Genomic DNA, 23,935 nt, shown 5'->3' on the forward strand with positions numbered 1-23,935 from the left:
AGATATATAGCTTTCAGTTAAGCTATATATCTATTTTATAATAAGGAGGAAATATATGATTTCTGTAGTAGATATATTTGTGATTTGTACTTATTTATCTATAATGCTTGTAATTGGTTATTTATCTGGAAGAAACAATAAAAGTCAGGAAGATTATTTTTTAGGCAGTCGTTCAATGCCATGGATACCTGTTGGTCTATCTGTTGCAGCAACAATGATTAGTGCAAATGGATTTATTGGAGGCCCAGGATGGGCATATAATGACGGAATGTATCCTGTTATGGTTAACATAGCAGTTCCTTTTGCAATATTTATTTCGCTTTGGATTACAACACCAGTTATTTATAAGCTCAAGGTAACTTCAGTATATGAATATATGGAAGTTAGATTAGGCACCAAATCTAGAAATTTAGCTATCATTCAGTTTTTCATCAATTCATTAATACAAGTAAGCTCTATGGTATTTATTCCAGCTTTAATAATTCAAACTTTAACTGGGTGGTCATTGTATACAGTTGTCCCTATTATTGTTATAATATCTATATTGTATACTTTGATGGGTGGAATAAAGGCTGTTATATGGACCGATACCATTCAGATGGTTGTAGTAATTGGTGGAGTTATTTTAGTAATTGTAACAGCATTAAATGGAATAGATGCTAACATCTTTGATACTTTAGGAATGATTAAGGCTAGTGGAAAATTGAACACCTTAGATTTCAGTACAAACATAACTTTAACTAACACATTTTGGGCTACTTTGATTGGTGGTTCTATCATGTGGATAAGATATTTTTGTTTTGACCAAGCTCAAGTTCAAAGAATTTTAACATCCAAATCCTTAAAAGAAGCAAAAAACTCATTAGTAGTTAGTTCAATAATTATGAATATGGTTTATTATCTAATGCTATTTATAGGAGTAATATTATTTGTTTTTTATGGAGGCAGAGTATTTGACACTTCAAATGAAATAATGATAACATTTATAATAAATGAATTACCAATTGGTATAATAGGATTAATTATTGCTGGAGTATTTGCAGCTGCAATGTCTAGCATTGACTCCTTATTAAATAGTATGACTACTGTATTTACTAAGGATATATATGAATACTATTTTAAGAAGGATGATAAAGAAACTTCTTTGAAATTATCAATGATAATAACAGTTTTCATTGGATTACTTATTATTGCATTTGTAATATTAGGTTTTGGTGGCACTGCAAAATCAATTCTAGATGTGGTAGGAAACTATATTTCATACTTTGCGGGACCTGCTACTGGAGCATTTATATTAGCAATGTTTACTTATAAATCTCACGATAATGGTGTTGCTAGTGGCTTTATTATTGGTTTAGTTGGAGGATATATAATAGCTAAAATATTTAATACAAGCTGGTTATGGAATCCTGCTATTGGATCGGTAATTACAATTATTTCAGGGTACTTACTAAGTATTATAATTAAATCAAAACAGGATTTAGAGAAGGTTAAGAGATATACGGCTATGGGAATGCGTCAAGAAATAATGAAAGATGGGAAAACAACAGAAAATGGGGTTTCAACTTTACCATTTGCTTTTGGTAAGCATGAGATAATTGCATTATCATTTTTCATTTTTCAATATGTAATCTTGTTTGTAATTCAATATAGCTAATAAAATATATTTTATAAATAGGGGTACTACATGGGACAAAATAAAATTCAATATAATAAATCCGTAACATCTAGAGATGTTGCAAAACTTGCAGGAGTTTCACAATCTACTGTATCTAGAGCATTTAATAGTGTAGATGGTAAAGGTGTGAAACTAGAAGCAATGAAAAAAATAATGGAGGCTGCCAATCAAATTGGTTATATGCCTAACTTGGTTGCAAGAGGAATGATTTCAGGAAAAACTAATATGATAGGATTAGTTGTTGGCGATGGAATAGGACCTTTTTATAATAATATTGTCAATAAGTTTATCGAGAAAGTGCAAGAACTTGGTAAACAATGCTTAGTATTTAAAGTTTCTGAAAGAGGTCATATTAATGATATCATTTTAAGAGTAATTCAATTTCAAGTAGAAGCTATAATAATTACAGCACCTGCAATGTCCAAAGATATGTCTAATGTTGAAGTTGAAACGGATATTCCAGTTATATTGTTCAACCGTTTTATATTAGGTATGGATATGAGCACAGTATATGTAGATCCCATAGAGGGTGGTGCAATTGCTGCCAATCATTTATATGAAAAAGGTCACAGAAATATTGGATATATAAAGTACCTCAAAGATACTGGAGAAGAAGTAGAGAAAAAAATAGGATTCACCTCAAAACTTAGGAAGTATAACATTCATTTAATTAAAGAGGACATAGCAGATTACTCTTATGAGTCAGGGTATGAAGCTGGAAAAAGGCTTTTATCAATAAAAGACAGACCTACAGCAATATTCTGTACATCAGACCTAATTGCTATGGGAGTTATAGATGTTGCAAGACATGAATTTAATTTAGAAATACCAAAAGACTTATCTGTTATGGGATATGACAACATTGTTATGTCAAATTGGAAAGCCTATGATTTAACAACAGTTAATCAACCAATTGAAGCATTAATAGATAAAACCATTGTTATGCTTCAGGACCTTCTATCTAGTGAAAATAATAAGCAAATGGTTGAGGTACTAGATCCATACATTGTTGAAAGAGGTTCCGTAGGAAAAATATAAAAATGAAACTTAGTTTCTAAGTTAGAAGCCGTTGTTATAGACACTACAGAAACACCATACATCCTAGTCTAATACTAAGGGGAGCTATTAATATAGCTCCTTTTTTATATTTGGTTGTATATTCATTTTCTATTTTTAATAAGTGTATATGCGTTTGTTAACAATATAAGTGTTGAATTTATAATCATCCATACTATAAATATTCTCCACGGTTTTTCTAAATTTTTCAAAAAGCTACTAATATACATTGTAATAATTGCAACCATAGCAATTATTACATATTGCTCAAACCACTTTAATTTTAAATATGATGTTATACTCTTATTAATCATAATTATTCTCCTTACATCAAATGATTCTTATATTCAGGTTGAGTTTGCTTAATAATAATTATTATGTTTTTGTTATATGTTCATATTAAATTACAGTTCACTTCAGTCACAATCATACCATAATTTCAATATAATGGATATAATTAAACAAATAGTAATCTCAAGCCCCAAGGTCCTTTCGCAATCCTCCCAAGGTAAAAATTATTCGTTAATTTCCAAATTTCACACCCCAAGAGAACTCATGAAGAAGCGAAGTGAATGAGTATGCTAAGATGTTAAAATTAAAAACCTTTTTGTTTGTGTATAATTTGAGAGAGCTCTATTTCTCCAGTCGCCGGAGTGTGATGATATAAATAATTCACCACTATTATTACGGTTACAAGAAATAATAAGACTATGATACCATCCCTTTTCGCTGGTATAAAGTTGAACGATATCTCCAGCTGTAGCATTTTCTTGCCAAGTTAAAGAACGTGCATAGTCTTTCCGCCTGGTTAACCAATCATGTAATTCAACAACACGGAGCCATTTGTTACTATCTTTATACCATGCAGCGTCAGTATGAATACCACCGGCTAATAAACATTGAGAAACAAAATTGGTGCAATCTCCACCTTCATTCGTCCAATTTGTGTAGTTAGAATTGTAACTAAGGGCATATTGAACAGCATAATTTGCAGCAGCATCACCATTATATTTTGAATATCTCTTTGGACTTAAGGATTCACTCGCACGTTTTGATGCATCTAAATTACCCTTATACTGCTTGTAGTGTGTATCAATAGAATTTAATTTGTTTTTTAGATATAATGTAGCCCCTTTCAATCTAGAGTTTGAAATGTTATCTTCAAGACTGCTAAAAAACTCATCTTCACTTATATCAAAATTCTCATTTAAAAGTTCATCACTATAATAATCATTTACAATAGTTAAAATACCATTTTCATTTTTAATTACTAATTTATGATTTTGATTCCTTATTTGTTGAACTACCTCAGGATTTGACTTTGTGACTAAGTCTTCTCCATAGGTAACATTCATTAAAATATAATTACCCTGATTTTTAAAATCATTTAAATCCAAATATATTGAGTAACTTAGCACTTCTTCATTCAGTTTGTTTTGCCAATTATATGACCAATTCAATTTTGCCTTTTTAAACTCAATCAAATCCTTATTAGTTATAAGTATATGCAAATTATCAATATAATCACTGTTGTTATTTTTCAAATTTTTGTAATGCCAATCTAAGTAATTTTTCAGCAAAAGTTCCACATCATTACTTAACACTTGAAATTCTGGGGCTTCAATATGATTTTCTAGTATTATTGAACTTTTTTCTTCATCTGCAAAACGTATCTTTGGTAAGAAAGATAATATTAAAGCTGAGATTTTTTTCAATTAGACCACTCCTTTTATTAAAATCATCAATATAAATATATTATATATGCAAATAAAATATGGTATATCAACTAAAATTAAAACATACTAGCGGTCTATTTAGATAAGAAGAATTATAGATGTGTTACATAACAGAAATAAGGATGATGGTGAAAATGAATAAGTTTTCTAAAAACCTACTTATTATACTATGTTATATATTTGTAAAAATAGTATCTAATGTTATAATATTCTTGAAAGTTGTGTCATATTGGTAAAATAAGATGACAAAATAAAATATTTCTAAAAACAATGTTGGTTTAGTAAAATCGTCTAAGTTAATGAATTTCAAATCATTAGAACACAAAAGACAACATTTGGGAGGTAATAACTATGAATAGAGTTGTGTATTCTGTCTTAATTGCATTTTTAGTAACATTATTAGTTTCACCATTATTAATATCAATTCTTCACAAGCTTAAATTTGGACAAAATATAAGGGAAGAAGGGCCAAAGAGCCATCAAAAAAAACAAGGGACACCAACAATGGGTGGAATAATATTTATTCTGACTACGTGTCTAACGATGTTTATTTTTGTTAAAAATCCAAATGATGAGGCAATGATTGCTTTATATTCACTACTTGCATTTGGAGCAATTGGATTTCTAGATGATATCTTAATGATAATTAAAAAGAAAAATGAAGGATTGAAGAGCTACCAAAAAATGATATTACTTTTGGTTGTTTCATGCTTTTTAGGATATTATGCAATTAATAAAATTGGTACAGATATAATGATACCTTTTGCGAAATTCACATTTGATTTAAAAATATTCTTTATTCCATTTTTACTAATTTATTTTATATCTGTTACTAACGCCGTAAACTTAACTGATGGACTAGATGGACTTTCAAGTTCAATAACTTTACTCGTAATGACATTTTTTGCACTAGTAAGCTTTGGAATGGGATATTATACTTTATCCATTTTCTGTGCCTTATTATCAGGAAGTTTGCTTGGTTTCTTAAGATTTAATGCCTACCCTGCCCAAATTATCATGGGTGATACTGGGGCTCTGGCTCTTGGAGGAGCCGTTGCAGCTGTAGCAATGGTATTAAAACTAGAACTTTTATTAATCATAGTTGGTGGGGTATATGTAATGGAAACTCTATCTGTTATAATTCAAGTATTTTCTTTTAAAGTTTTTGGAAAGAGAGTTTTTAAGATGTCACCACTTCATCATCATTTTGAGCTTAGTGGTTGGCATGAAAGTAAAATAGTTGCTATATTTTCAATAGCTACAGTAATACTTTGCTTAATAGGATTTCTATCAATAACTTATTGATTAGCAATCTTAAGCCCCAATGTCATTTCTCAATGATCTCAACAGCCTGGCATTAATTGATTTGAGACTTTTACACCCCAAGAGAACTTAAGAAAGAGCTAAGTGAATAAGACTGATAAACACAAGAAAAGATGAATTCATTTAAATATTAGTTTAAATATTAGTTTAAATAAGACAGTGGGCAAGTAGAAGATAGTATAGTGTTCTATAGAAAACATAATTAAAAGAGTAAATAAACTTTTTTATTTGTATTATATTGTACATTAAAATAGAACAATATAGAGGAGAATAACATGAAAGATGATAATAAAACAATCCAAAACATAAAAGAAGTTTTAGCAAAATTTCAACATCAGTATATAAAAAACGATTCATGTAATTTAGACAATTTTATTAGTGAGTTCTTTATTGATGAAGAAGATACAAGCTTTATAGGGCCAGGTTCTAGTAGTTGGTATTTTGGACTACCTCAAATAAGTAATGGAATTAATGCTTACAGGGAAGATGAGTATAAGTACCTAAAAAATATAGAATTAGATATAGATAATTCTATAATCAATGTTGAGGGTGGCGTAGCTACTATAGCCATTTGTGGTAAAAGTAAAGGAAATATTGATGAAGAAAAAATTTATAGTCATGAGATAGAGAAATTATCAAAAGGATTTAAAGAGATTAATATATCAAAAGAAGAGGTGCTAAAAGCTTCTAGAGATATTTCTAGATTATTTCTTGAAACAACTTTAGGAGAAAATTATAATTGGCCTTTCAGGATAACTATGTTAATGATTAATAAAGGTAAAAACTGGATGATCAAGCATATGAGCATTTCATTTTGTGAATTTGATTCTGACATTGCATTTACTAATAAAAGTATTAATCAAGAATTTAGTGTTATTCCTATAGAAAAAAAGAGTAATTACGATATCCTAGAAATTCAAGAGGTAATGGAAAGGTTACAAGAAGCATATTGTAAGCGCGATGTAAATTTAGTTGATAAGTATAGCGAAGAATTATTTAATAAAGATGAAAATTTATTTATATTTGGAACATGTGATTCTGAAAAATTTCATGGATTTGATCAATGCAGGGAACTACTTCAAGGGGATTGGGGCTATTGGGGAGATTTTAATGTAAATAGAGAAAATGCATTTATTCGAACTTATAATAATGTTGCTGTGGTTTATTCTAAGGCATTTGTAAGATTCTCATCTAATGAGCAGAGTACATATGAAGGTTTATGTGATTTTCTTCATAATAGCTTAATACCAGAAAAGAAATCCTCTAAAGCGTTGCTTTCAGAATTTTTATGGAACATAAATGCAAGACTATGTGGTGTAGAAACTTCAGATGAAGATGAGATTATTCCTTTGAAGTTTGTTGGTCTGTTAATAAAAAAAGATGAAAAGTGGAAATTTAATCATATGCATTTTTCAGTACCAGTTGATGGTATGCCAAAAGATAGGATTGCGGCAGTTTAGCTCATGAGAATATTTATAATTTTATTTAGGCTTTAATTCATTAAAAAACTTAGGTATAAAACCTTCAAAAGAAAGAGACTGACACTTTTAATTAATAATTAGAAATGTCAGTCTCTTTTCTATTCTTTAGCAAGAATTTTAGCATTTTCCCTAGGGGCCTTAAACCTTGTTGGCTCTAAGCGCTGGACCCCCTAAGAACATAAAAACATAAAAACATTGTAATTCCTATAATTTTTTAACTTTTTATTTGTTAAACTTTTAAAGAGTCATACAGTAATAATCATTATAAAATTAAAAGTCTGTACTTCCCTATACATTTTAAAATTGAAAACTACTCTTGAGAAACTGCATTCAGTTTTGATTTATGCCCAGCCTGTCAGAGGTGAAAATTCTTCCAGGCACAAGACTCCAATTTAGCAAGTGTCAACCTCAAGCTCAATCCCCAAGGTCCTTCATCAATAATCCCAACAGCTTGACATTAATTAATTTGCATGAAATATTTGAGAATTTTACACCCAAAGAGAACTTACGAAAGAGCTAAGTGAATGAGTATGTTAATTAACCCCTACCATTATAATGCTTTATTTCTAAAAATTTAGTCAACTATAGCATACATTTATAAGTTCTAGGTCTACCATTAATCTGAAAACCAGATCTCAATGCTGTATTTAATTCATCAGTACACTCTTCCTCAATAAAATATAAAATTTCCTTTATGGTTCCAAATTCATTATATAACTGCATTATCATCTCATTAATTAATATACTTCCAATACCTTCATTTTCACATTCATCATCAACAAATAAGCCAAAAACTTCTGCTATGTCCCTTACAACCTTAACAAAAATGCTTCCACGAATAGCGTCACCTTCCATAAATACCAATACTCGAAAGCGCTCCATATCCATTTTTAAATTTTTACTATTATAATACATTTCTAAAGGAATAGCATATTTGTCATGGAATATAGCATATTCTTCGAAATTATCTTCAGTAATTTTTTCTACACAATCATGTTTTTGTTTTGTATGCAATTCTAAATTATATAATCTGGTATCAATATGAGCCTCGGTACATTCAATATTCCTTTTCTTAAAATATCCATTTGCATTTATATTAGTAAATGGTACAGGTATAAATAAACTATATCCAGCTAATTGCTCACTTATATAACCAATGATTTCATCTGCAACTTGGTCATAATCACCGCTTATTAAAAGTTGTGTTGTTTGTGCATATTTTTCATCACACTCCCAAAAATAAATACAAACTCCGCACAATACATTTTTATCATAGCAAGCTATTATGTTCTCCCTCTCTGCTCGGATAGCCCTTTCAATACACTCTTTAATCTCTGTCATTGATTTTTTTCTTGGATAACCAGCAGATAAATCATTCTGACTTAACTCCCATACAAAATCAATTACTTCCTCTAATCTATAAATTGTTTTTATCATTATTTATGCCTCACTTATCATTAATATTTTAAACTCCTGTTTAGCTTATTGTTATTTAACATGTAATTCATCATTAATTGCACATTTCTATAATACCATTTTTAGAATAATATTCTAAATACCGTTGCATATTTTTGTTTGCTTATAACAATAAACGGAAATACTGTATTGAAATGATATCAAACAAATAAATTATATAACAATTATAAAAAGACTCCTCCTTATAATTTATTTATACCTAAATCATTGCAAGAAGAAGTCTCTTTTTCAGTTTATATAATTTTTTTATAGAACAAGTTGTTTATAATTAAATCTTTAAGCTTTATGATTCATCATAATATTTTTTACTTGTTCTATATTCTCTGGTTTTATTAAAGCTAACATTCTTGGAATGAAAGTCATCATATATTCTTGATTAAACGTACCACTATCCTGTTTTGAGAAACTTTCCGCCAATAATTTTTTTGCATTATCTTGGTCTTTCTCTTCTACATTTTGCATTATAAAATTTAAAAATCTCTCTTGCCCTTGATTCATATTACCTCTCCTTTACGCCTAAATATTTTTTATTGTAATGCTTCTTGTAACACATACGTCAATAGCAACATAAATTTCTTTTCTGTTAGTTCTGTAATAACTAACTTGATTAATAGCCTTAATTTTATATACCTATTGAACTGCTAATCCAACCTTTTAAATTATTTTCTACTATTAGCAAACCATTCAATTGTTGCTTGTTCCACATCTTTTGGAAGTTTCTTGTTATATACCTCATCATATAGCCATGATAAGCTCTTATTATTTAAATATTTTTTCATTTCATTTTCTGCTTCTATCATAACTACTTTAATTAGACAAGGACATTTAGTATGGGTATCTGGTAAATTATCTTTATCTAATAATATGTTATTTTGTCTAATTTCCGCACATTGGAAAAATGGCTCTTTCCCTTCTACCGCCTCAACAATATCCCAAAATGTTATATCTTCAGCACTACGAGCTAATTCATATCCACCTTTTACTCCTGATACAGATTTAATAATTCCACACTTACTCAATTTTGCATATACTTTTGATAAATAAGTCTCTGATATACCTTGAAATGTTGCTAAATCTCTTATTCCTACTGATCTACCCTCTTCTATATTTACCATATATAATAAACAATGTAGTGCATACTCTACTCCAACCGAAAACTTCATTGTGTTTATTCTCCTTTAGTATATTTTTAATATGCTCTTATAATAGCCTATTATTTCTTCTCATTCAAGTTACTAATTTATATATCAAATCACTTACTTCAATGAAAATATTTCTATTGACTAAAGAAGAAAATTATTATATATTTATTCCAGACAAGTATTGTCGACGATATAACTTATCTATAATTGAGGGGGAATATATAATGTTAACAGAAAAGTTTTTTGAAGTATTAAATCACGAGGGAGTAGTTTCTATTGTAACTTGCGCAAATAATGAGGCTCACGCTTCTAATACATGGAACAGTTATTTAGTCGTTGTAGACGGAAATAAAATTTTAATACCTGCTGCTGCTATGATTAATACTGAGGAAAATATCACTATTAATCCTAAAGTTAAATTAACACTAGGTAGTAAAGACGTAATGGGATATAGATATATGGGAACAGGATTCTTACTTGAAGGGACTGCTAAATTCCTAAAAACCGGAGATCATTTTAATATGATGATCGATAAATATCCATTCCTAACAAGAGTATTAGAAATCACTGTTGATTCTTGTAAACAAACACTATAATAATTTCTAACCAAGGAGAACGATATGCCTAGACGAATTAATAAATCTAAGTGTGTAAATTGTGGAATCTGCCAAAGAGTATGTATTGTTGGATGCATAACCCAAATAAACAACAACAAAAGATTAATTAATGAATTTGCTTGTGTTGACTGTGGTGCTTGTCAGCTTGCTTGCCCCCAAAAATGCATCTCAAAAATTAATCTCACCTAATATAGTTTGCTATTTTTAAAATTGTGTATTTATTTATAGAATAGGAAATCTTCTTAATTCGTTTTATAAGGTCTAGAGTTCCATCTAGACCTTATTTTTTTCCTTTTTACTTTAATTTAATGGAATAACTCTATCCAAAATAATTTCTTCTTGTTCAGAATTTTGTTTTTCTATGACCACCCTTATATTATTACTGTCCTTAGATGGAGCTGCAAAAATTTGTTTTTGACGCCTATTATTATCAGTGGCAATTCCATCCCCTGGTTGTAACTCCTCACCATTCTCATCATAAATTTTTGTTCTATATTCATGAAATTCTCCATTTTTATAATCAATATCTATAACTATGTCAAATGGGGTTATGGAAAGTGAATTAACCTTTACTATAGATTCTTCAACACTATCTAAACCAATAACTTTTTTTAGTTCTTTATTAACTTTTACTGGAACTTTAAAAGCCCAGGTTCCCCATTTTACATAATCCTTATCACCTTTTACTGTGCTATAATTTCCCAATGATTTTATTTTTGTTTGAAACATAAATTCATCTGGTATTTCTGATTTCAAATTACTAAGATTATACTTTTCAACCCCAATAAAAGTATTTTCATCAATAAATTTACCTTCTAAGCCAGCAAATCCTGAGTTATCTACCCTTTCATCAGTGAAGTCTGCTATATTATATGCTTCAGTTGTAAGTAATTGATTCATATCCATCAAACCGCTTTTACCCCAAGAAGTATATTTAAATGGTTTCTCATTAACAACTACGTAAGTTACATATAGTGATTGCCCATCACACAGTATATCGGAAAGAGTAATGCCAATCCCATTTGAATAAGCCGTCTCATTCACCGATGTTGCATACTGTGAGTAGTTACCTGGAAAGTGAATATTTTTCTCTATAGCTTCAAATACACTTCCTATCAATGGTATCCTAGATGCTAATGCTGGGCTTGTTAACCCTAAAGTCAATATAGCCACTAAACTTGCTACAACAGCTACAACACTCTTCTTTCTTTTCTCAACTTTGTTTTTTGATTTTTCTAGTAATGCTTTCTGAACTCCATCTTCTATTTTTTTATCTATATTCTCAGGTATCCTAATTTTATTGTACTCATCACTAATCATTTAAATAATCCTCCTTCAAAATTTGATTTAGAGTTTCTTTAGCTCTTCTTAGATGACTTTTAACAGTATTAGCCGGTATATCCATTACCACTTTAATTTCATCAATACTCATATTATTAAAGTACTTTAGAATAATAACAGTTTTATAGTTCTCTCTTAGACTATTAATGGCCTTATATAAATCCAACTTTTCTTCTATATCTACGTTTTTTTCATTGTATACTCCTAGATTATCATTATCCAAATAAATAACTTTATTATCATTCTTTACAAAATCAATAGCTATATTAATCAATATTCTTGTTATCCATGTTTTGAAAATATTAGGGTCTCTTAGTTTATGAACATTTAAAAATCCTTTATATGCACAATCCTGTAGAATATCTAGGGCTTTATGTTCATCTTTTACATAACTATATGCAATTTTATAAAGATAAACTTTATGAATTTTATATAACTCTGCAAAAGCATCTGAATCTCCATTCCTAGCTCTTTTGGCTAACGTTAGCTCTAAAGATTCCATCTCTTTCATTTGCCATGGTAAAGAAAATATTTTCTCCATACTGATCTCCTTATTTAATTATATTTAAAACATTAATGTTATACTTATTAGACCACAATTTTTGGTATAAAGTTGCAAATAACTTAAATAATATATTTGCCTCCCACTAAAACACATTTATAACAGAACAAAAAAAGATAGCAAAACTCTTATTTCAAAGCTTCTACTATCTTTCTAACCCGTATTCAATTAAACATGAAGTATTATACATATTTTATGGATGATTGTACCAATAAATATCTAACTCACACTACTATTCTTCTTCATACAATTTTTCATCTAAGATCTTATTTAGTTTATTTTGAGCCATCCACAACTTCTTTTGCTTTCTATTATAAGCAACTAATCCCGTTCTACTATTCTTATTTAAATCGATTTGTTTTATATATTCCTTATCCGCAATTTTAAATGCATCTTTAATTACTAAAAGTTCATCCTTCGTAAACATTTTATCTCCTCCATTTATCAAACATCTTAAATTCTATCTTAAATTATAGCATAAATCACACTCATTTATGCACATTTTCTGTTGCAATGATACCCATAACTCTATAGGTGATAGTATTGACATAACCACATAAGAATTTTCACTTTATATGCCTGTTTTCACTTCTATGCATAAATCTATACCCCTAATCATAAACATCAATAAAGATAATATTACGAGGTGATTATTATGAGGCCCTCTATCTCTAAAAGGTTTTTTTCGCTCTTTAAAAAGTTTAAACTTATTATATTCTTAGCAGCTATTATTATTCTCTTACTCTTTATTAACTCATTAAACACCAAGAATAATATAGTAAAAAAGAGTGATTTTGTATCTGAAAAACTTGTATCTATTTCAGAGCTCGCTACTTCTCGATATGATTATTCTAATGTAATTTCAATCAAAAACAGCCTTAGCTTTAAGGATTACACAATCCCGTTTACTGAAAAATCCTTTGTCATTAAATATAATGGTTTCATTACCGCTGGATTAGATCTTAGTGCTGCCACTTTTTCTATAGATAAAGATATATTAACTATAACTATTCCACCTTGCACAATTCTAACTCATACCGTTAACGAGGATGAAGTATTTATCTTTGATGAAAAAACATCTATATTTAATGAATTATCTATTGATGATATGCTTAGTGAAATAGTAGCTGAAAAAACAAAGACCGAGGAAAAAGTTATAGATGAAGGTTTCCTAGATCAAGTAACTGTAGATACTATGAAGATTTTAAATGATATTTTTTCTAACTGCGGGTTTAAAGAAGTAAAAATAAAGGTTTCCCCTAAAAATTAGAGGAAACCTTTATTTTTTTATCCTAATCTATTACTAATAGTTTTTCTATTAATACTTTTTTCAACATCATAAAAAATACCCTAGTCTACCTACATAGATATTTTTTTCTTCTTATCATATTTAACATCATTATTCCAATAGTCTGTTTCAATACCGATGTCTAAGGAATTAAATCTCTTTCCGCCAGTGGTATTATAGTTATCCAAAGCTTTAAATACCATCTTAGAACCTAATAATAAAATTGGTACGTTAGCGTAAACTACTAAGATGTTTACTAAATCTGATATATACCACAAATTACCCAGCTCTAATCCTGCTAAAACTGTTAGACATCCAAATGGAACAAAGACTAATGCACCTAATCCTCTTACTCCATTAATGAACTTCTTGCTTTTTGAAATAAAATTACCTGATATCTCTGCAAATAATATCATCCCCAATAAAGTGGTAAATGCAAACATTCCATAACATAATGAAATAATAACTGTAACTATAGAGTCAAATGCAGTACCGGGAACTAAGTATTGTAATGAAGTTAGGTAAACCGTAAGTTTTGATCCACTAATAGTTTCCCATGCAACTCCCGCTTCTCCTGTCCAAAGACTTGCCATAACTACAACTATTCCTGTCATTGTAGCAATTACTATAGTATCTAAAAATACTCCCAAAGCTTGTACTAAACCTTGTTCAACTGGATGTTCATTATCTGCAACTGCTGCTGCCATAGTGATTGTACCTTGTCCAGCTTCATTTGACATAAGTCCTCTTTTTATTCCTTGTGCAAGAGCTACACCAAAGGCTCCACCAAACATTGCCTCAGGCTTAAAAGCTCCAGCAAATACTGATGTGAAAAAGAATGGAACTTTGTCAAGATTACATAAAATTATTATTAATGTTATACCGGTATAAATTAATGCCATTATAGGAACTATTTTATCTGTAACCTTAGTGACACCCTTAATTCCTTTAAATACAGTTATTATAACTACCGCTAATAGTATTATTACAATTCCATAATATAAAAAGGATTGTCTATCATAAGTCGTACCTGTAATTGTTTCTACCACTGAACCTAAACTAGTTACTATGTTAAATGTTTGAGCCGGAATACAAAACATAGCATATGTTATAAATAATACTGCAAGGGATATTCCCACACCCTTTTTATTTCCTAAAATTTTCTTTCCATAGAAAGGTAGTCCACCAACGAATTCGTCACCCTTCTTTTCTTTAAATATCTGTGCTAGAACTGCTTCTACAAAGGCTGTTGCCATTCCAAAGAATGCAGATACCCACATCCAAAATATAGCACCTGGTCCACCTACACTAATAGCTCCCGTAACTCCAACTATATTCCCTGGACCTATTCTCATTGCTGAACTAAGTAAAAATGATGCCAATGGACTAATCCCAGTTTCACAAGCCCTTTTTTCAGCTAGTATCTTTAATCCCTTTTTAAACTTAGAACATTGAACAAAACCTGTTTTAAAAGTAAAGTACAACCCTGATCCTAGTAAAAGTAATATAGCTAAAGAAAAGTTTCCTAAAATAGGAACTTCAGAATACCATTGTAAATTAGTCGGAAAATCCCATAAGAAATCCGCTATTGGAACTATAAACTCAAATATCTTATTTATTGAATAAAAAAATGCCTCCATTATTATCTCCTCTCAAATTTTCATCTTTTAGTAATTTAGTCATCTGAAAATAAATAAGAAGTCGAACATACTGACTTATTTATTCTTTGAAGATAACTTAATCTTAAACTTACTATCCTTATTTAGATTATACACTATTTTATTTAAAAACCTCCTTGCATGAATTTTCACAAAATAAAACATGACTGTGTTCAATTCAAAACACAGCCATGTTTTTATCATATATATTCACACCAAACGACCTACTTATATTTGTTTCTTAGAAGGCTTAAAACAAATAACAAGTCAAACATACTTGCTTTTTTATTTTTTAAGACGCCTTAAGTGTCCTAACTAAAGTAAACACGCCAAGTAATATAAGTACTCCTGATAATATTATAAATGTAAAATCTAGAGATACAAACTGTCCTATAATACCTATTATCGGGAATACCACTATCATAAACAGACTAAAGCACATACTTTGTACCGATATTAAAGTAGCTCTCTGGGCTGATGGTATAAGTTTATTTATATAATCAGAACTAACTGGATATAAACTATTTATAATGGCTGAGAAAATTATAAACCCTAAGATAGAAATTACCCCCGTACTTACACCAAGTATAATAAGAAATACTGCACTTAGTATTGGAACTACATATAAAATATGAGACTTCATTTTTCTCTCCACTTTATAAATTTGGGTTGCTACTATTGCACACCCAACGCTAGATAATACATAGATTATAGCTATTAAGCTTCTAGAATATCCCATATCACTAAAATACTGCTGACTATAAAAATGTGTAGTAGTTCCTACCATAAATATTCCTTCAAAGAACATCATCATTAATATAAGACTTTTATTTTCTTTCACAACCCTATAACACTCTTTAAAATGGCCTTTTACCGTTACTCTTTCTTTCTTTTCTTCATGAATATCTGGTTCCTTAAATCCAAGGGATACTCCAAAGGCGCACATACTTATGATTGCAGCTAGTACATAACTATATGCAAATGAATAATCTGACAATATTCCGCCAACTAAAACCGCAATTCCCTGAGCTACTTCTATTATAAAATTTAGCCTTCCGTTTATCTTTAAATATTCATCTTCCCTACCAATAACCTTCAAACTATCATAAACTAACGCTTCCTCTGAACCTGAATTTAAATTATATGATATGGGTGAGATTACAAAGGCTATTGCAAATCCTATAAATGAATTGCATGTAAGCATTAACACTGCATGGATTGCAGACACAAGCCTTCCTATTACTATAGTCTTTTTTCTCCCCAAAATGTCAGCTAAAGCCCCTGTTGGAACCTCAAATAAAAGACTTGTTCCATGATGAATAGCTTCTAAAATTCCTATTTCAACTAAGGACATTCCCTTATAGGCTAAATATAACATCCATATAGCAGAACTAATATTTACAGATGATAAAAACTTATAAACATAATCTAATTTTATATTTTTCTCTATTCCCCTTAATGTATTTTCATTTCCACCCTTTATTTTAAACTTATTATCTATATTTTTCATTGTTAACTCCCCCTATTTACCTTATATACTGTATGTTTTATATGATTGTTGATATTGGACTTCAATATTATCTGAGCGTAACACCATTTGCAGAGTTCTTGAATTTACTTAGGCTATGGGATGTTTAAAATCGTTAAGAACTATAATCTGTTTGAGCGAACGCGAGTTGTTGTAGTTTAGAATTTAAACTGACCAGAGCCTTAGTAAATCAAGGTTCCGAAACGGTTGAGCGAATATAATATGAAGGCCTTAGCAACACTTAGTTAAAACATATCCTTTTAACTTTTATTTTTAGGCAATATAAAAGACCTTATTATAGTGATAATTAATCATCATAATAAAGTCTCGGAGTTACTTATTTGCAATTAGAAGTTATATTCCCTGCAAAATCATCTTAAAAAAAGATATAGTAACCCCTTGTAATATGATACTGCAGGTTTAGACATAGAACTGCTGCTCATTGGGGTATAACCTTTTTTTATATTAAGATCTCTCACAGTTACTTCCTCCTAACATTTATTTTAATATAATACAATTTTATGTATATAGTTCTAATATCAGTTTATCATATATATTGATAATTTGCTATATTTTATTAAGTTCTACATGCATGCAGTTTTCCACTTCTATATTAAAGCCAAGTTCCTTTGCTTTTTCAATTACTTCGTCATTAAATGAACCTGGTTGGAACCATACATTTTTAATTCCTTTAGCTTTTATTTTTGGAAGTGCATCTAATGCAATTTTAGGATTAACAATTATGTTTACTCCCTCTATAACCTCTGGCAACTCATCAATTGACTTATAAACCTTTATCCCATCGATAGAGTCATACTTTGGATTTATTCCATAAACCGTATAACCTTTATCTTCAAGCAATCTAAAGATTTTATATCCAAATTTAGTTGTGTCATCTGTAGCACCAAGTAATGCCCATCTCTTTAATTTTAACATTTTATTCATCTCTACCACTCCTATTTCTAGTATTATTATTGAATTTGTTCTACAAGTCATCTTTTTTAAATAACTAAGTCAGTATTCTCAACTATTTTGTGCTATACCACGTCAACATAACCCTTAGACAGTTCTATGCCTGTGTAACCTATCTCTTTATCTAACTCAAAAAATTCTTCACATCTTTGCTTATTATTTATTTTTAGATGCCTAATATATTATCTGTATACACGTATCTATATATGCGTTATATACATAGATAATAAGATAACCTATTGGTTTTTATTTATACTATTAGAAAATTATATGTTTTTATTGTATAATATTAGCATACACTAATTATAATATAGCATATTACATTTAATTAGTTAAATAGTTATATGTGCTAAAAGGAGATTGTTATGAGTAACCCTTGTGAAATCAGCGTTGATATAATTGAAAAGCATTTAAGATATCTTGAATTACTTTCTCATAATTTCCCTACTATATCAGACGCTTGTACGGAAATAATAAATCTAGAAGCTATACTGAACCTTCCAAAAGGTACTGAACATTTTTTAACAGATTTACACGGTGAATACGAGGCATTCCAACATGTTCTTAAAAATGCTTCTGGAGTTATAAAAAGAAAAGTTAATGATATATTCGGAAATACCCTTAGAGAATCTGAAAAGAAAGCTCTATGTACACTTATATATTACCCAGATCAACATATAGATATTGCTCTTGCTAAGGAAGATGATCCCGATGATTGGTATAAGATTACCCTTAACCAATTAATTAAGGTTTCTATGAACGTTTCATCTAAATATACACGTTCTAAGGTAAGAAAATCTTTACCGCAGGACTTTTCATACATTATAGAGGAGCTTCTTCATGAATCTGGAGCTAGACCAAACAAACAAGATTATTTCAATGGAATTTTAGATACTATTATCTCAATCGGTAGAGCCAGAGATTTCATAGTTGCTATTTGTAATGTTATTCAAAGATTAACTATAGATACCCTTCACATTGTTGGAGATATTTACGATAGAGGCCCTGGTGCCCATATTATTATGGATACCCTATGCAATTATCATTCCTATGATATTCAATGGGGAAACCATGATATTCTTTGGATGGGCGCCGCCGCTGGAAATGATAGTTGCATTTGTAATGTAATTAGAATTTCTACTAGATATGCAAACCTAGAAACTTTAGAGGATGGATATGGAATAAACATACTTCCCCTAGCTCGCTTTGCTATGGATGTATATTCTGAGGACCCATGTAAATCCTTTAAATCTAAAATAACCGATAATATTTATAAAGAAAAAGACTTAAAATTAATGGCTCAAATGCATAAAGCTATTTCTATAATCCAGTTTAAACTTGAGCATGAAATAATCAAGAGACATCCTGAATTTAAAATGAATGATAGAGACCTTTTAGATAAAATAAACTACGAAGCAGGAACTATTACAATAGATGGTAAAGAATATCCACTTAACGATACTAATTTCCCAACTATCGACCCTGCTAATCCTTACAAGTTAACTGATGAGGAAAGAGAACTTATGACTAGACTACATTCTTCTTTTCTTAACAGTGAGAAGCTTGAAAAGCATATAAGATGCCTTTATTCTAAAGGTAGCTTATATTTAAAAAGCAATCATAATTTATTATATCATGCCTCTATTCCACTAAATGAAGATGGCAGTTTTAGAAATGTTCAGATTGGAAATCATGAATACTTTGGAAAAGAGTATTTAGATAAGGTTGATAGAATTGCAAGAGAAGCATATTTCAATGAAATTAATGCTAAGGATAGCTTATACGCTTTAGACTATATGTGGTATTTATGGTGTGGTCCTGACTCCCCATTGTTTGGAAAAGATAAAATGGCTACCTTTGAGAGATACTTTATTAATGACAAACTTACTCATAAAGAGGCTAAATGTCCTTATTTTATTCTTAGGGATAATGAAGATGTTTGTAATATGATTTTAAAAGAATTTGACCTATGCCCAGATAGATCCCATATAATTAACGGGCATGTACCTGTTAAAACTATAAAAGGTGAAAATCCAATTAAAGCTAACGGCAAGCTTTTAGTTATTGACGGAGGATTCTCTAAGGCGTATCAACCTGAAACTGGCATTGCAGGTTATACATTAATATATAATTCCTATGGACTTCAATTAGTTCAACATGAACCTTTTGAATCTACGCAAACTGCTATAGATGAGGGTAAGGATATTATTTCAACCACATTAATACTTGAGTATAGCGCTAAAAGAATGAAGGTACGTGACACCGATATCGGTGGTGAGCTTATAAATCAAGTATACTACCTTCAAATGCTACTTACAGCTTATAGAAAAGGTATTATTAAAGAGAGAAAATAATTATAGCTAAATACTAAAAAATGGACCATGATAATTATTAAATTTATCATGGTCCATTTTATAATATTATAATTGGGGGACAATTATATTATTAACTATTTAATATATTTTACTTATTCTGCTATAAGATTTGCAGTCATCTGTTGACCTTTTCTTACAAACTCTACTGGAATTGTATCTCCATCATTATAAGTTTCTTTAGCTTTATTTAATTCCTCTACGGTTTCTACCTTTTTACCACCAATTTCAATAATTACATCACCGGCTTGTAATCCACCTTTTTGTGCGATACTAAAATCTTCTACACTTGCAATGAATATACCTACTGGTAAATTATATTGTTTTGATAGGTCCTTTGTTATATCTCTAACTGAAATTCCAAGTCTTATCTTTTGTTTTACTAAGGTGTCTAATTTCGCTGTAGCATCATTTATTGGAATTGCAAATCCAATTCCCTCTACACCACTAGAATCTATCTTCGCGGTATTAATTCCTATAACTTCACCTCGTGAATTTATTAATGGTCCACCACTATTTCCTGGATTTATAGCTGTATCAGTTTGAATAAGATTCATCTTAGTTCCACCCTCAGTAAGGGCTACTCCTCTATTAACAGCACTTATTATTCCTGTAGTAACTGAACCTAGGTACTCTTTTCCTAGCGGATTCCCTATTGCTACAACTTGTTCTCCAGCTTGAATACTATCTGAGTCCCCAAGGGTTGCAACTCCTGGCATTTTAACATCATCTGTTATTTTAACAACTGCAAGGTCCGCATCCTCTTGATAGTTCACAACCTTAGCATTAACTTCTTGACCATTATTAAATATAACTTTAACTTGACTAACATTTTTAACAACATGGTAATTTGTAAGTACATAACCATCTTCTGAGAATATAAATCCTGAACCTATTCCTTGCTGCTCTCCCATGTTAAATCCGAATATATTAGTTGATACCGACTTTGTAGCTACTCCTACAACCGCTGGCGAAACTTTTGATACAATATCCGGTATATTCATAGCTCCTATAGAGTTAAGGCCTGATGTATCCCCACTGTTAGGATTACTTGGCTGTTTTCCTGAATTAACACCTTTATTATTATACTTCATTACTCCATATGTAACTCCTGTTCCAATTGATCCACCTAGTATAGAACATATAAGAGCTATTGCTATATAAGAAGTTATTGAATGTTTATTTCTATTTTTCTCTTTCTTTTCTAGCTTCTTCTTCTGTCTTGCCTCTTTTTTACTTTGTTTTTCACTTTCCTTATTAGTTTTTGGTGTATTCGAAAATTCATTATTAGTATAAGGATTCTCGCTATTCTCTTCCTTAAATTCCACATCTTTAATTATAGTGTAATTTATATTATGTTGTTCCTCCATATTTTCACTAGTACCACTTAAAGGATTTGCATTTATAAATTCACCATAACCTGTATTATTGTTAACCTCATTGTTTACATTTTTATCTATTCCGTCTGAACTGTTATCTAGTCCATTACTACCTATTCCATTGTTATCCTTATCCATATTCAATCTTCCCCCTTATCCCAATATTTATTTTTTCATTTCTTCTATACTTATTATTATCAACATTAATGTGTCAGTTAGGTGACTAATTTATTAATGAACTTTAAATTAATAAATTTATTTATAAATCTTAAGTCTTAAACTAATGGATTTTATCCCTCATTCCAAACTTCAAATTCTAAATTCTAAATTCTAAATTCTAAATTCTAAATTCTATGTATTGTATCCTTAACCTTAGATTGTATATCCTCAATTAAAATTTTCACATATATATTATTGCTAAATTTATACATTTTATTCTTTGAAAATACTTAAGTATCTTATCTTTCATTCTAAATTTAAAATTCTACATTCATAAATAGAAGACTACTAAAACATTGTAGCTTCAGTAGTCTTCCACCTTTTGATCCCTATTACCTTACTTCTTTTCCTGCCTCATATCCATACTCATTTCCATGATTACTCATATCTACATCTTCTATTATTGACTTAAATTCGATTTCATCTTCACTATTTATATCTTCATTTAAATTATCGAATGTAATATCTTCACCCATTTCCATACTGTAATCTCTGTGGTGTCTTGCCCTTGCAGCTTCAATTTCAGCCTCTCTTACATTATCCCAAGCGCTATCTGCCATTGGAGTTATACTTCTATATTCTCCATAGTAATCATGTTTATCTGGTGGATATACTGGTTGTGATTTATCATTATTCATAATTTACCTCCTAAGGCATCTTAAAATAAATAATAAGTCAAAGATATGAAGTATACTGACTTATTTATTTTTTAAAGATACTTAAATGCTTTTTTATAGTTTGCATTTAAAATAGAAGTTTTATGTATAAATGATGCTAAATAGATTTTTTATTTTTCTGCATAAAGAGTTATTATCTTAACTATAGTTTCAACTGCCTTCTCCATAGCCTCAATAGGTATAAATTCAAATTTACCATGGAAGTTAAGCCCTCCAGTAAATAAATTTGGTGTTGGAAGCCCCATATATGATAATCTTGCTCCATCAGTACCGCCTCTTATTGGCACTACTATTGGCTCAATGCCAAGAGCTTTCATAGCTTCAACTGCTGTATCAACTATATGCATAACAGGTTCTATTTTTTCCTTCATACTATAGTATTGATCCTTCATTGCAATCTCTACTGTTCCCTCTCCATATTTTTGATTTAATAATTCCACTATATTTTCAAGTAAAGTTTTCTTAATTTCAAAGGTATCTTTAAAGAAATCTCTTATTATATAAGACATAGTAGTTTTTTCTATAGTACCTTCCATATTTGCAAGCATGAAAAACCCTTCATATTTTTCTGTATACTCTGGTCTTTCATTCATTGGTAATAAATTATGAAGCTCCATTGCTATATGTTGTGAGTTTATCATTTTATTTTTAGCACTTCCTGGATGAACATTCCTTCCATTTATAACAATATGAGCTCCAGCTGCATTGAAGTTTTCATACTCCATTTCGCCAAGTTCTCCACCATCTACTGTGTAAGCGAAATCAGCAGCGAATCTTTCTACATTAAAATGATTTGCACCTTCTCCGATTTCCTCATCTGGAGTAAATCCAACCTTAATTGTTCCATGTTTTATATCTGGATTTGTAATTAAATACTCCATAGCAGTAACAATTTCTGAAATTCCAGCCTTATCATCTGCTCCGAGTAGTGTAGTTCCATCAGTTGTAATAAGAGTCTTTCCTACATAATGATTAAGTTCTGGAAAATCTATTGGAGATAACACTGTATTTTCATTTAACTTAATATCTCCACCCCCATAATTTACCATTTGAGGTTTTACATCTTTACCTGAATAATCTGGTGCTGTATCCATATGGGCTATAAATCCTATAGTAGGAATATTTTTATCTGTATTTGCTGGTAATGTTGCCATAACATAGCTATGTTCATCAATAGTAACATCACTCATTCCTATTTTCTTTAACTCTTCAACTAGTGCTTCCCCTAAAACTCTTTGACTAGCTGTACTTGGAGTAGTACCACTTGATGTACTTGACTGAGTATCATATTTTACATATTCTAAAAATCTTTCAATAACCTTTGACATAATCATCGCCGCCTTTTTTAAATATTCTAATAAATCAATTATACTGTTTATTTCTTTTCCTGACTATCCCTCTAAACATGTCACCTTATTTTTCACAAAATT

The 23,935-nt window shown here is 29.9% G+C and carries 22 protein-coding genes; 8 read left to right on the forward strand and 14 right to left on the reverse strand.

The window, feature by feature from the left end:
• Window positions 1–55: 55 nt before the first annotated feature.
• Both RSA29_RS02080 and RSA29_RS02085 read left to right on the forward strand, forming a co-directional pair.
• Window positions 56–1,657 (forward strand): sodium/solute symporter, encoded by a 1,602-nt coding sequence (locus RSA29_RS02080; protein WP_346941583.1) that lies wholly within the window; start codon window positions 56–58, stop codon window positions 1,655–1,657.
• A gap of 30 nt (window positions 1,658–1,687) precedes the next feature.
• Window positions 1,688–2,716, forward strand: a complete 1,029-nt coding sequence (locus tag RSA29_RS02085; RefSeq protein WP_346941582.1) for a LacI family DNA-binding transcriptional regulator — start codon at window positions 1,688–1,690, stop codon at window positions 2,714–2,716.
• A gap of 122 nt (window positions 2,717–2,838) precedes the next feature.
• On the opposite strand, the gene RSA29_RS02090 is transcribed toward RSA29_RS02085, so the two are convergent.
• Together RSA29_RS02090 and RSA29_RS02095 are read right to left on the reverse strand one after the other, a co-directional pair.
• Window positions 2,839–3,048 carry a hypothetical protein gene (locus RSA29_RS02090; RefSeq protein ID WP_346941581.1) on the reverse strand — a complete coding sequence of 70 codons (210 nt, stop codon included), beginning with the start codon at window positions 3,046–3,048 and terminating at the stop codon, window positions 2,839–2,841.
• A gap of 267 nt (window positions 3,049–3,315) precedes the next feature.
• A complete protein-coding gene (locus RSA29_RS02095) occupies window positions 3,316–4,449 on the reverse strand; it encodes an amidase domain-containing protein (protein ID WP_346941580.1) in 1,134 nt (377 codons plus the stop codon).
• A gap of 372 nt (window positions 4,450–4,821) precedes the next feature.
• On the opposite strand from RSA29_RS02095, the gene mraY reads away from it, so the two are divergent.
• Together mraY and RSA29_RS02105 are read left to right on the forward strand one after the other, a co-directional pair.
• Entirely contained in the window at window positions 4,822–5,775 is a 954-nt protein-coding gene (gene mraY / locus RSA29_RS02100) for a phospho-N-acetylmuramoyl-pentapeptide-transferase (RefSeq protein WP_346941579.1), read from the forward strand.
• A gap of 293 nt (window positions 5,776–6,068) precedes the next feature.
• Window positions 6,069–7,253 (forward strand): hypothetical protein, encoded by a 1,185-nt coding sequence (locus RSA29_RS02105; protein ID WP_346941578.1) that lies wholly within the window; start codon window positions 6,069–6,071, stop codon window positions 7,251–7,253.
• 603 nt (window positions 7,254–7,856) lie between these two features.
• Here RSA29_RS02105 and RSA29_RS02110 read toward each other — a convergent pair.
• From RSA29_RS02110 to RSA29_RS02120, 3 genes are all read right to left on the reverse strand, one after another.
• Window positions 7,857–8,711: a GNAT family N-acetyltransferase gene (locus RSA29_RS02110; protein ID WP_346941577.1), complete on the reverse strand. Its 855-nt coding sequence runs from the start codon at window positions 8,709–8,711 to the stop codon at window positions 7,857–7,859.
• Between the two features lie 315 nt (window positions 8,712–9,026).
• On the reverse strand, window positions 9,027–9,248 hold the full coding sequence (locus RSA29_RS02115) for a hypothetical protein (protein WP_346941576.1): 222 nt from the start codon (window positions 9,246–9,248) through the stop codon (window positions 9,027–9,029).
• A 161-nt stretch (window positions 9,249–9,409) separates the two neighbouring features.
• Entirely contained in the window at window positions 9,410–9,913 is a 504-nt protein-coding gene (locus RSA29_RS02120; RefSeq protein ID WP_346941575.1) for an Rrf2 family transcriptional regulator, read from the reverse strand.
• Window positions 9,914–10,116: 203 nt separating this feature from the next.
• Between RSA29_RS02120 and RSA29_RS02125 the strand changes: the two genes are divergently transcribed.
• Complete coding sequence (locus RSA29_RS02125; RefSeq protein WP_346941574.1) at window positions 10,117–10,488, forward strand: pyridoxamine 5'-phosphate oxidase family protein; 372 nt, start codon at window positions 10,117–10,119, stop codon at window positions 10,486–10,488.
• 24 nt (window positions 10,489–10,512) lie between these two features.
• Window positions 10,513–10,698 carry a 4Fe-4S binding protein gene (locus RSA29_RS02130; RefSeq protein WP_346941573.1) on the forward strand — a complete coding sequence of 62 codons (186 nt, stop codon included), beginning with the start codon at window positions 10,513–10,515 and terminating at the stop codon, window positions 10,696–10,698.
• A 111-nt stretch (window positions 10,699–10,809) separates the two neighbouring features.
• Here the strand turns inward: RSA29_RS02130 and RSA29_RS02135 are convergent, their stop codons facing one another.
• The 3 genes from RSA29_RS02135 to RSA29_RS02145 all read right to left on the reverse strand — a co-directional run bounded on the left by RSA29_RS02135 (window position 10,810) and on the right by RSA29_RS02145 (window position 12,839).
• Window positions 10,810–11,829 carry a DUF4179 domain-containing protein gene (locus RSA29_RS02135; RefSeq protein WP_346941572.1) on the reverse strand — a complete coding sequence of 340 codons (1,020 nt, stop codon included), beginning with the start codon at window positions 11,827–11,829 and terminating at the stop codon, window positions 10,810–10,812.
• Window positions 11,822–12,391 (reverse strand): sigma-70 family RNA polymerase sigma factor, encoded by a 570-nt coding sequence (locus RSA29_RS02140; protein ID WP_346941571.1) that lies wholly within the window; start codon window positions 12,389–12,391, stop codon window positions 11,822–11,824. Before RSA29_RS02140 ends, RSA29_RS02135 begins: the two co-directional genes overlap by 8 nt.
• 253 nt (window positions 12,392–12,644) lie before the next feature.
• Window positions 12,645–12,839: a hypothetical protein gene (locus RSA29_RS02145; RefSeq protein WP_346934515.1), complete on the reverse strand. Its 195-nt coding sequence runs from the start codon at window positions 12,837–12,839 to the stop codon at window positions 12,645–12,647.
• A gap of 228 nt (window positions 12,840–13,067) precedes the next feature.
• Between RSA29_RS02145 and RSA29_RS02150 the strand changes: the two genes are divergently transcribed.
• Window positions 13,068–13,682 (forward strand): DUF4230 domain-containing protein, encoded by a 615-nt coding sequence (locus RSA29_RS02150; RefSeq protein ID WP_346941570.1) that lies wholly within the window; start codon window positions 13,068–13,070, stop codon window positions 13,680–13,682.
• An 89-nt stretch (window positions 13,683–13,771) separates the two neighbouring features.
• On the opposite strand, the gene RSA29_RS02155 is transcribed toward RSA29_RS02150, so the two are convergent.
• The 3 genes from RSA29_RS02155 to RSA29_RS02165 all read right to left on the reverse strand — a co-directional run bounded on the left by RSA29_RS02155 (window position 13,772) and on the right by RSA29_RS02165 (window position 17,831).
• A complete protein-coding gene (locus RSA29_RS02155) occupies window positions 13,772–15,340 on the reverse strand; it encodes an amino acid carrier protein (protein ID WP_346941569.1) in 1,569 nt (522 codons plus the stop codon).
• 310 nt (window positions 15,341–15,650) lie between these two features.
• On the reverse strand, window positions 15,651–16,868 hold the full coding sequence (locus RSA29_RS02160; RefSeq protein ID WP_346941568.1) for an MFS transporter: 1,218 nt from the start codon (window positions 16,866–16,868) through the stop codon (window positions 15,651–15,653).
• Between the two features lie 585 nt (window positions 16,869–17,453).
• Window positions 17,454–17,831, reverse strand: coding sequence for a CoA-binding protein (locus RSA29_RS02165; protein ID WP_346933142.1), 378 nt, complete (start codon window positions 17,829–17,831; stop codon window positions 17,454–17,456).
• A gap of 392 nt (window positions 17,832–18,223) precedes the next feature.
• Here RSA29_RS02165 and RSA29_RS02170 point away from each other — a divergent pair, with 392 nt between their 5' ends.
• On the forward strand, window positions 18,224–20,212 hold the full coding sequence (locus RSA29_RS02170; protein ID WP_346941567.1) for a fructose-1,6-bisphosphatase: 1,989 nt from the start codon (window positions 18,224–18,226) through the stop codon (window positions 20,210–20,212).
• Between the two features lie 113 nt (window positions 20,213–20,325).
• Here the strand turns inward: RSA29_RS02170 and RSA29_RS02175 are convergent, their stop codons facing one another.
• The 3 genes from RSA29_RS02175 to pepT all read right to left on the reverse strand — a co-directional run bounded on the left by RSA29_RS02175 (window position 20,326) and on the right by pepT (window position 23,833).
• Window positions 20,326–21,747 carry a trypsin-like peptidase domain-containing protein gene (locus RSA29_RS02175; protein ID WP_346941566.1) on the reverse strand — a complete coding sequence of 474 codons (1,422 nt, stop codon included), beginning with the start codon at window positions 21,745–21,747 and terminating at the stop codon, window positions 20,326–20,328.
• 413 nt (window positions 21,748–22,160) lie between these two features.
• On the reverse strand, window positions 22,161–22,466 hold the full coding sequence (locus tag RSA29_RS02180; protein ID WP_346933111.1) for a hypothetical protein: 306 nt from the start codon (window positions 22,464–22,466) through the stop codon (window positions 22,161–22,163).
• A gap of 149 nt (window positions 22,467–22,615) precedes the next feature.
• Window positions 22,616–23,833, reverse strand: a complete 1,218-nt coding sequence (pepT, locus tag RSA29_RS02185) for a peptidase T (RefSeq protein ID WP_346941565.1) — start codon at window positions 23,831–23,833, stop codon at window positions 22,616–22,618.
• Between the last annotated feature and the right edge of the window lie 102 nt (window positions 23,834–23,935).

Origin of the sequence: Clostridium sp., from assembly GCF_036660475.1 — a bacterium.
GTDB lineage: Bacteria > Bacillota > Clostridia > Clostridiales > Clostridiaceae > Clostridium_J.

Coding starts and splice junctions, on each gene's coding strand:
- RSA29_RS02115 (WP_346941576.1), bottom strand. CDS start 9,248: ATGAATCAAGGGCAAGAGAGATTTTTAAATTTTATAATGCAAAATGTA.
- RSA29_RS02180 (WP_346933111.1), bottom strand. CDS start 22,466: ATGAATAATGATAAATCACAACCAGTATATCCACCAGATAAACATGAT.
- mraY (WP_346941579.1), top strand. CDS start 4,822: ATGAATAGAGTTGTGTATTCTGTCTTAATTGCATTTTTAGTAACATTA.
- RSA29_RS02165 (WP_346933142.1), bottom strand. CDS start 17,831: ATGAATAAAATGTTAAAATTAAAGAGATGGGCATTACTTGGTGCTACA.
- RSA29_RS02110 (WP_346941577.1), bottom strand. CDS start 8,711: ATGATAAAAACAATTTATAGATTAGAGGAAGTAATTGATTTTGTATGG.
- RSA29_RS02175 (WP_346941566.1), bottom strand. CDS start 21,747: ATGGATAAGGATAACAATGGAATAGGTAGTAATGGACTAGATAACAGT.
- RSA29_RS02135 (WP_346941572.1), bottom strand. CDS start 11,829: ATGATTAGTGATGAGTACAATAAAATTAGGATACCTGAGAATATAGAT.
- RSA29_RS02150 (WP_346941570.1), top strand. CDS start 13,068: ATGAGGCCCTCTATCTCTAAAAGGTTTTTTTCGCTCTTTAAAAAGTTT.
- RSA29_RS02155 (WP_346941569.1), bottom strand. CDS start 15,340: ATGGAGGCATTTTTTTATTCAATAAATAAGATATTTGAGTTTATAGTT.
- RSA29_RS02145 (WP_346934515.1), bottom strand. CDS start 12,839: ATGTTTACGAAGGATGAACTTTTAGTAATTAAAGATGCATTTAAAATT.
- RSA29_RS02140 (WP_346941571.1), bottom strand. CDS start 12,391: ATGGAGAAAATATTTTCTTTACCATGGCAAATGAAAGAGATGGAATCT.
- RSA29_RS02130 (WP_346941573.1), top strand. CDS start 10,513: ATGCCTAGACGAATTAATAAATCTAAGTGTGTAAATTGTGGAATCTGC.
- RSA29_RS02105 (WP_346941578.1), top strand. CDS start 6,069: ATGAAAGATGATAATAAAACAATCCAAAACATAAAAGAAGTTTTAGCA.
- RSA29_RS02080 (WP_346941583.1), top strand. CDS start 56: ATGATTTCTGTAGTAGATATATTTGTGATTTGTACTTATTTATCTATA.
- RSA29_RS02125 (WP_346941574.1), top strand. CDS start 10,117: ATGTTAACAGAAAAGTTTTTTGAAGTATTAAATCACGAGGGAGTAGTT.
- RSA29_RS02170 (WP_346941567.1), top strand. CDS start 18,224: ATGAGTAACCCTTGTGAAATCAGCGTTGATATAATTGAAAAGCATTTA.
- RSA29_RS02120 (WP_346941575.1), bottom strand. CDS start 9,913: ATGAAGTTTTCGGTTGGAGTAGAGTATGCACTACATTGTTTATTATAT.
- pepT (WP_346941565.1), bottom strand. CDS start 23,833: ATGTCAAAGGTTATTGAAAGATTTTTAGAATATGTAAAATATGATACT.
- RSA29_RS02160 (WP_346941568.1), bottom strand. CDS start 16,868: ATGAAAAATATAGATAATAAGTTTAAAATAAAGGGTGGAAATGAAAAT.
- RSA29_RS02085 (WP_346941582.1), top strand. CDS start 1,688: ATGGGACAAAATAAAATTCAATATAATAAATCCGTAACATCTAGAGAT.
- RSA29_RS02090 (WP_346941581.1), bottom strand. CDS start 3,048: ATGATTAATAAGAGTATAACATCATATTTAAAATTAAAGTGGTTTGAG.